Origin of the sequence: Streptomyces sp. KR55 (genome assembly GCF_052245645.1) — a bacterium.
Lineage (GTDB): Bacteria > Actinomycetota > Actinomycetes > Streptomycetales > Streptomycetaceae > Streptomyces > Streptomyces flavusporus.
On the sequence record NZ_JBQQCE010000523.1, the window covers coordinates 1 to 6,696 of the forward strand.

Consider the following 6,696-nt stretch of genomic DNA (forward strand, 5'->3'; position numbering starts at 1 on the left):
CGATCCGGGTGGACGCCCCCCTGACGGGCCTGGGGCTGAACAGGACCGGCAACCTCGAGGCGCCGCCCACCGCGCCCAGGAACCTCGCCGGCTGGTACGAGGCTGGCACCACGCCCGGCGAGCGGGGCACCGCCATCGTCGCCGGCCATGTGGACAACGCCGACGGCCCCGCCGTCTTCTACCGGCTCGGCGCTCTGAAACGGGGCAGCACCATCGAGGTGGACCGGCGGGACGGCAGCGTCGCGCGGTTCAGCGTGGACGCGGTCGAGGTGTACGACGCGAAGGACTTCCCCGACAAGAAGGTGTACGGCGCGGCGCCCCGGCCCGAGCTGCGGGTGATCACCTGCGGTGGAACCTACTCCCGCAGCACCGGCTACCAGGGCAACGTCGTCGTCTTCGCGCACCTGACGGGGAGCAGCTGAGCCGCCTCACGTAGGCAGCGGATGCGCCGGCTCACCGTATGGGCTCCGGCGTCACGCCGCCCAGGACGTTCGCCTTGCCCCACGCGCCGAGCGGTTCCAGGGCCGTGTTGAGGGAGACGCCGCGGGGCGTCAGCGAGTACTCCACCCGGGGCGGCACCTCCTCGTACTCCTCCCGGTGCACGATGCCGTCCGCCTCCAGCTCCCGCAGCTGCGCGGCGAGCACCTTCTCCGTCACCCCGGGAAGCTCGCGGCGCAGCTCACCGAAGCGGTGCGACCGCACGGACAGCGCCCACAGGATGAGCACCTTCCACTTCCCGCCGATCACGTCCATCGCCGCGTCGACTCCGCACTCGTACGAGCCCGGCCGTCGTCCGATCGCCATAACCCGACACCCCGTCCTCCCGCTGCCTGCACGCTTTCCCCGGGGAAACCACCCACTCGGAAGTACGTACTTGAGCAGGCCGATCCCCTTCGATGAGTCTGAACGCCATGACCGACAACGCCTCTTCCCGCACCCCACTCACCCTCCTCGGCACCGGCACCATGGGCACCGCACTGGCCCGCGCCTGGCTCGTCGCCGGGCATCCCGTGACCGTCTGGAACCGCACCCCCGCCCGCGCCGAGGCGCTCGCCGCCGAGGGTGCGACCGTCGCCGGGAACGCGGCGGAGGCGGTGGCCGCCAACCGGCTGGTGATCGCCTGCCTCCTCGACGACGCGTCGGTCGGCGAGGCCCTGTCCGACGCCGACCTGTCCGGGCGCGACCTGGTCAACCTGACCACCGGAACGCCCGCCCAGGGCCGTGCCCGCGCCGCCTGGGCGAAGGCGCGTGGCGCCCGTTTCCTGGACGCCGGGATCATGGCCGTACCGCCGATGATCGGCAGCCCGGACAGCGGGGCGTTCGTCTTCTACAGCGGCTCCACGGCCCTCTTCGAGGAGCACCGGGACGTCCTCGCGGTCCCTGCCGACACCCGCTACGTCGGCACGGACCCAGGGTTCGCCGCGCTGCACGACGTGGCCCTGCTCAGCGCCATGTACGGGATGTTCGCCGGGGTGGCGCACGCCTTCGCGCTGATCCGCCGGGAGGACATCGCGCCCAGGGACTTCGCCCCGCTGCTGGTGTCGTGGCTCACCGCGATGGCGCCCGCCGCGCTGGAGACCGCCGACAAGCTGGAGAGCGGCGACTACACCAAGAACGTCGTCTCCAACCTCGCCATGCAGGTCGCGGGGAATGCGACGTTCCTGCGCACGGCCGAGGAGCAGGGCGTGAGCCAGGAGCTGCTGAAGCCGTACCTCGACCTGATGGAGCGCCGCCTCGCGGACGGCCACGGCGACGAGGACACCACGGGAGTGGTCGATCTCCTCGGTCGACTTTGATCAATCGACTTTGATGAGAGTGACCTTCATGGATGGCCGGTAGGTCGTTCCGTCATCGGTGCGCTCGTGCAGGACGGTCTGGACGCGGTGGTTGTCGCTGAACTGCACGGTGGAGCGGGTGGTGTCGCCCTGGTAGGCCCACGTGTCGCCGTGCGCAACCAGGCTGCTGACGGTCACGTTGCCCTGGCTGTCGAAGAAGTGTGACCGGTAGTCGCCGCTCGTCTCGTCGTAGCCGATGATCTCTGTGCCGCCGACGTCGAACTCCCCGATGCGCCCGTATGCCGAATGGACGATGAAGAACCCGCCGGGAGCCCACTCGTACACGTCAGAAGTGGTGATCTTTGACCCGGGGCTACCGTCATCGTTGATCATGTGGCCTTCGTTGATCCATCTCCCCACCCAGACGTCGAGCGCATCGTGCTGGGGTCCTCGTCCGGATGCCTGAGTGTCGGCGTGCTCTGTGCCTCGGTTGACTGCGACTACTCGTGGTGTCGTCTCGTCCGTCATGTTCTGCTCCGTAAGTTGTCGGGCGGCCCCGGAGGCTTCGCCACCAGCCTGCCCCACCCTCCCGGCCTCACAGCCCACCCCGCCCCCTCCCCCGCAACCCTCACATCCACCCCCCGCCCCCGCTGAGGGCAGAGTTCCCCGCGTGAAACAGACGTGATGCGGCCGGGTAACACCCGCCCCGCACGCTCATGAGCATGACCTCGAATACGCGTGTGGTGGTGATCGGCGCCGGCCTCGCGGGCGTACGGCTCGCCCGGCGGCTCGGTGAGCTCGGCACGCCCGCGCTGCTCGTCGGCGAGGAGGAGCACCGCCCGTACAACCGGGTCCTGCTCGCCGAGGTGCTGGCTGGGCGGTACAGCCCGGAGGTGATCTCCCTCCCGGCGCCCGCGGAGCTGACCCGTGCCCGGGTGACCGATATCGACCGTGACGGGCGGACCGTGCGCTGCGCGGACGGCTCGGAGATCGCATACGACACGCTGGTCCTGGCCACCGGCTCCAACGCGGTCCTGCCGCCCCTGCGCGGCCTGTTCACCCCGGACCATGTGCTGCCGGAGGGCGTCCACGCGTTCCGCACCATGGACGACTGCCTGGGCCTGTCCAAGGCGGTACGGCCGGGTGTGCGGGCGGTCGTCATCGGCGGCGGTCTGCTCGGGGTCTCCGCGGCCCGCGCGCTCGCCGTACGCGGGGCGCAGGTCGTTCTCGCCCAGCAGTCCGAGCGGCTCATGGAGCGCCAGCTCGACCCTGCCGCGTCCAAGCTCGTCAAGCGGCACCTGACCGACCTGGGCGTCGAGGTGCACACCGAGTGCCGGGTGCGGGACGTACGTGTCGTCGGCGGCGCCGTCCGCTCCGTGGAGATGGCCGACGGGTACGCCCTCGACTCCGACCTCGTGGTACTGGCCTGCGGCGTCCGACCCCGCGCGGGCCTCGCCAAGGCCGCCGGGCTCGCCGTGCACAAGGGCGTCCTCGTCGACGACGAACTGCGTACGTCCGATCCGCACATCCGGGCCATCGGCGACTGCGCCCAGCACGACGGCACCGTGTACGGGCTCGCCACTCCCGCCCTCGAACAGGCCGACGCGCTCGCCCTGTCGCTGGCCGGCGACGCGGCCGCCCGCTACACCGGCACCCGTTCCCTCACCCGCCTCACCCTCGCCGGTCAGGCCCCCTTCGACCTCGCCGCGTTCGGCGAGACGGAACCCCGCCCCGGCGACGACGTCGTGCAGCTCGCCGACGCCACCCGCGGCACCTACCGCAAGGTCGTCGTCCGCGACGACCGCCTGGTCGGCGGGGTCCTCGTCGGCGAACTCGGCACCGTCGGCGCGCTCGCCCGCGCCTGGGAGGGAGCAGAGCCGCTCCCCACGGACGGCGCACCACTGCTCCACCTGCTCACCAACGATGGAGGCTCCTGATGTCCACGACCCCCACGATCGTGCTCGTCGGCCATGGCATGGTCGGCCAGCGCTTCCTCGAAGCGCTCGCCGAGCGCGGCCTGACCGCCACGCACCGCGTGGTCGTGCTGTGCGAGGAGCCGCGTCCCGCCTATGACCGCGTCCAGCTGACCTCGTACTTCTCGGGCAAGACCCCGGACGACCTGTCCATGACGGACATGGAGTTCATCGAGAAGCACTCGATCGAGCTGTACGTCGGCGACGCCGCCGAGACCATCGACCGCGAGGCCCGTACGGTCACCGCCCGGTCGGGGAGCGTCTTCGAGTACGACACCCTGGTCCTGGCCACCGGCTCGTACCCGTTCGTCCCGCCGGTCCCCGGCAAGGACGCCGAGGGCTGCTTCGTCTACCGCACGATCGAGGACCTCCTCGCCATCGAGGAGTACGCCAAGTCCAAGGCGACGACCGGTGCGGTGGTCGGCGGCGGGCTGCTCGGCCTGGAGGCCGCGGGTGCGCTCAAGGGGCTCGGGCTGTCCACCCACATCGTGGAGTTCGCGCCGCGCCTGATGCCGGTGCAGGTGGACGACGGCGGTGGCGCGGCCCTGCTGCGCACCATCGAGGACATGGGCCTGACCGTCCACACCGGCACGGGCACCCAGGAGATCGTCGCCGACGCCTCGGGCGCCGTGTCCGGCATGAAGCTGTCCGACGGCTCCGAACTCGCCGTCGACATGGTGGTGTTCAGCGCCGGCGTCCGCCCCCGCGACCAGCTGGCCCGCGACTCGGGCCTCACGGTCGGCGAGCGCGGCGGCATCACCGTCGACGAACAGTGCCGCACGGTCACCGACCCGCATGTGTTCGCGATCGGCGAGTGCGCGCAGGCGGCGGACGGCCGGGTGTACGGCCTGGTCGCCCCCGGTTACGAGCAGGCCGAGACCGTGGCCGCCACGATCGCCGCGGACGAGGCCTCCTTCACCGGCGCCGACCTGTCCACCAAGCTGAAGCTGCTCGGCGTCGACGTGGCGTCCTTCGGCGACGCGCACGGCACGGCCGACGACTGCCTGGACGTCGTCTACTCCGACTCCCGCGCGGGCCTGTACAAGAAGCTGGTCATCGGCCGCGACGGCACGCTGCTCGGCGGCATCCTGGTCGGCGACGCGGAGGCCTACGGCACGCTGAAGGCCTTCACCGGTTCGGTCCCGCCGGTCTCGCCCGAGTCGCTGGTGCTGCCGGCCGGTGCCGGGGCCCCGGCGCAGCTCGGCCCGTCCGCGCTGCCGGACGAGGCGATCATCTGCTCCTGCAACAACGTCACCAAGGGCACGATCCGCGGCGCGGTCACCGACCACCAGTGCACGACCGTGCCCGAGGTGAAGAAGTGCACCAAGGCCGGTACGACGTGCGGCAGTTGCGTCAAGGTCCTCGGCCAGCTCATCAACGCCGAGCTGGAGGCCAGCGGCGTCGAGGTCGACAAGGGCCTGTGCGGCTGCTTCTCGCAGACCCGCGAGGAGCTGTACGAGATCGTCCTGGCCCTGCGCATCACCTCGTACCAGGACCTCCTCGACCGTCACGGCCGTGAGGGCGCCCGGGGCGGCGACGGCTGCGAGACCTGCAAGCCTGCCGTCGCCTCGATCATCGCCTCCCTCGCACCGACGATCGGCGCGAACGGCTACGTCCTGGAGGGCGAGCAGGCGGCGCTCCAGGACACCAACGACCACTTTCTGGCCAACCTCCAGAAGAACGGCTCGTACTCCGTCGTCCCTCGTATCCCCGGCGGTGAGATCGCCCCGGAGAAACTGATCGTGATCGGCGAGATCGCCCGCGACTTCGGCCTCTACACCAAGATCACCGGCGGTCAGCGCATCGACATGTTCGGCGCCCGGGTCGAGCAACTCCCGCTGATCTGGGCGCGGTTGGTGGACGCCGGCTTCGAGTCCGGGCACGCGTACGGCAAGTCGCTGCGCACGGTGAAGTCCTGCGTGGGCCAGACCTGGTGCCGCTACGGCGTCCAGGACTCCGTCCGTATGGCGATCGACCTGGAGCTGCGCTACCGGGGGCTGCGCTCCCCGCACAAGCTGAAGTCGGCGGTGTCGGGCTGCGCCCGTGAGTGCGCCGAGGCCCAGTCGAAGGACTTCGGCGTGATCGCCACCTCCAACGGCTGGAACCTGTACGTCGGCGGCAACGGCGGCGCCACCCCGCGCCACGCGGACCTGCTGGCCCAGGACCTGTCCGACGCCGAGCTGATCCGCCTGATCGACCGGTTCCTGATGTTCTACATCCGCACCGCCGACCGCCTCGAGCGCACGTCGACCTGGCTGGAGCGGATCCCGGGCGGCCTGGACCACGTACGGGATGTGGTCGTCCACGACTCCCTCGGCATCTGCGACGAGCTGGAGAAGCTGATGGCGGCGCACGTCTCGCACTACCGCGACGAGTGGTCCGAGACCATCAACGACCCCGAGAAGCTGGCCCGGTTCGTCTCCTTCGTGAACGCGCCCGACACCCCCGACCCGGTCGTCGGCTTCGTCCCCGAACGCGACCAGATGAAGCCGGACCTGCCGCTGCTGTCGATCGGCATGCGGCCCACGGAATCCAAGGAAGCCGCCCTGGAAGGAAGCGCCCAGCGATGACCCTGGCACCCGAGACGACCGACCTCAAGGTCCAGCTTCAGCTGGCCGACGGCTGGTTCACGGTCTGCGACCTGAACCGGCTGCTCCCCGGCCGCGGAGTGGCGGCCCTGCTGCCGGACGGCCGCCAGGTGGCCCTGTTCCGCGACCGCAGGGGCGAGCTCTACGCCATCGACAACCGTGACCCGTTCAGCGGCGCGGCGGTCCTCTCCCGCGGCCTCACCGGCACGCACCAGGGCCGCCCGTTCGTCGCCTCCCCCCTGCTGAAGCAGCGCTTCGACCTGGTCTCCGGGCAGTGCCTGGACGACGAGTCGGTGCGGGTGCGGACGTACGAGGTGCGGGCGGCCTGACTCCGACGAGGGCGTGTCCGGCGGATCAGGC

7 protein-coding genes are annotated in these 6,696 nt (G+C 70.9%); 5 read left to right on the top strand and 2 right to left on the bottom strand.

From position 1 onward, the window contains the following. Positions 1-422: class F sortase (locus tag ACTWQJ_RS44045; RefSeq protein ID WP_443312016.1), on the top strand; the 422-nt coding region annotated here is incomplete at its 5' end. A 31-nt stretch (positions 423-453) separates the two neighbouring features. On the opposite strand, the gene ACTWQJ_RS44050 is transcribed toward ACTWQJ_RS44045, so the two are convergent. Next, positions 454-804 carry a winged helix-turn-helix transcriptional regulator gene (locus ACTWQJ_RS44050; protein WP_443312017.1) on the bottom strand — a complete coding sequence of 117 codons (351 nt, stop codon included), beginning with the start codon at positions 802-804 and terminating at the stop codon, positions 454-456. Between the two features lie 107 nt (positions 805-911). Here ACTWQJ_RS44050 and ACTWQJ_RS44055 point away from each other — a divergent pair, with 107 nt between their 5' ends. Beyond that, a complete protein-coding gene (locus ACTWQJ_RS44055; protein ID WP_443312018.1) occupies positions 912-1,796 on the top strand; it encodes an NAD(P)-dependent oxidoreductase in 885 nt (294 codons plus the stop codon). On the opposite strand, the gene ACTWQJ_RS44060 is transcribed toward ACTWQJ_RS44055, so the two are convergent. Then, positions 1,797-2,303 carry a DUF1579 family protein gene (locus ACTWQJ_RS44060; RefSeq protein WP_443312019.1) on the bottom strand — a complete coding sequence of 169 codons (507 nt, stop codon included), beginning with the start codon at positions 2,301-2,303 and terminating at the stop codon, positions 1,797-1,799. It abuts the gene before it with no gap. Between the two features lie 194 nt (positions 2,304-2,497). On the opposite strand from ACTWQJ_RS44060, the gene ACTWQJ_RS44065 reads away from it, so the two are divergent. The 3 genes from ACTWQJ_RS44065 to nirD are packed head-to-tail and all read left to right on the top strand — an operon-like array spanning position 2,498 to position 6,665. Then, positions 2,498-3,712 carry an NAD(P)/FAD-dependent oxidoreductase gene (locus tag ACTWQJ_RS44065; protein WP_443312020.1) on the top strand — a complete coding sequence of 405 codons (1,215 nt, stop codon included), beginning with the start codon at positions 2,498-2,500 and terminating at the stop codon, positions 3,710-3,712. Continuing rightward, a complete protein-coding gene (gene nirB / locus ACTWQJ_RS44070; protein WP_443312021.1) occupies positions 3,712-6,318 on the top strand; it encodes a nitrite reductase large subunit NirB in 2,607 nt (868 codons plus the stop codon). The genes ACTWQJ_RS44065 and nirB overlap by 1 nt, the downstream gene beginning before the upstream one ends. Then, positions 6,315-6,665, top strand: a complete 351-nt coding sequence (gene nirD / locus ACTWQJ_RS44075) for a nitrite reductase small subunit NirD (protein WP_385260629.1) — start codon at positions 6,315-6,317, stop codon at positions 6,663-6,665. Before nirB ends, nirD begins: the two co-directional genes overlap by 4 nt. Positions 6,666-6,696 lie beyond the last annotated feature (31 nt).

Excerpts from the sequence above, each read along its gene's own strand:
- ACTWQJ_RS44050 (WP_443312017.1), bottom strand. The coding sequence starts at position 804 with ATGGCGATCGGACGACGGCCGGGCTCGTACGAGTGCGGAGTCGACGCG.
- ACTWQJ_RS44055 (WP_443312018.1), top strand. The coding sequence starts at position 912 with ATGACCGACAACGCCTCTTCCCGCACCCCACTCACCCTCCTCGGCACC.
- ACTWQJ_RS44060 (WP_443312019.1), bottom strand. The coding sequence starts at position 2,303 with ATGACGGACGAGACGACACCACGAGTAGTCGCAGTCAACCGAGGCACA.
- ACTWQJ_RS44065 (WP_443312020.1), top strand. The coding sequence starts at position 2,498 with ATGACCTCGAATACGCGTGTGGTGGTGATCGGCGCCGGCCTCGCGGGC.
- nirB (WP_443312021.1), top strand. The coding sequence starts at position 3,712 with ATGTCCACGACCCCCACGATCGTGCTCGTCGGCCATGGCATGGTCGGC.
- nirD (WP_385260629.1), top strand. The coding sequence starts at position 6,315 with ATGACCCTGGCACCCGAGACGACCGACCTCAAGGTCCAGCTTCAGCTG.